Source organism: Actinomadura logoneensis (genome assembly GCF_003428695.1).
GTDB lineage: Bacteria > Actinomycetota > Actinomycetes > Streptosporangiales > Streptosporangiaceae > Spirillospora > Spirillospora logoneensis.
On the sequence record NZ_QURH01000352.1, the window covers coordinates 1 to 545 of the forward strand.

The window sequence follows — 545 nt, forward strand, 5'->3', positions numbered from 1 at the left end:
CGGTGCGCGCCCAGGCCGCGCGCGACGGCCGGGTCGATGGGGCCGACGACCGCGACGACGCGTCCGCCGGGCCGGGACGGGCGGCCGACCAGGGCGTCCGCGACCCGCCGGTACAGCTCGGCCGGCGCGGCGGTGGTGGAGAGGTCGAGGACCACGGCGTCCGGACGCAGCCGGGCCGCGGCGTCGGGCGCGGCGGCCGGGTCCGGTTCGACCTCGACCCGGTAGCCCTCGCGGGTCAGGCTGCGCCGCTGGAGCTCGGCCACGGCGGGGTCGTGCTCGACGACCAGGACGAGTTCGCCCGCGCCGCCCGCCATCCGGGGGCCGCCTCAGCGGCGCCGCTGGGCGGCGGCGTCGTCGGACATGTCGTCGGCCTTCTCGGAGGCACCGGCGTCCGAGGTGGCGGTGGAATCGCGGGTGTCGGCGGAATCCGTGGCCGCGGGGTCCGTCGCCTCGGTGGGGTCCTCGCCACGGTCGAGAGACTTCCAGAGGGCGGACGCGTCGTCTCCGGGCGCGTCCGGCCGTCCGGCGGCGCCGGCCTTCGCGGC

2 pseudogenes are annotated in these 545 nt (G+C 79.6%); both read right to left on the minus strand.

From position 1 onward, the window contains the following. Positions 1-314, minus strand: a pseudogene (locus DZF91_RS22675) (hypothetical protein); the annotation flags it as partial. A gap of 12 nt (positions 315-326) precedes the next feature. Next, positions 327-545, minus strand: a pseudogene (locus DZF91_RS22680) (hypothetical protein); the annotation flags it as partial.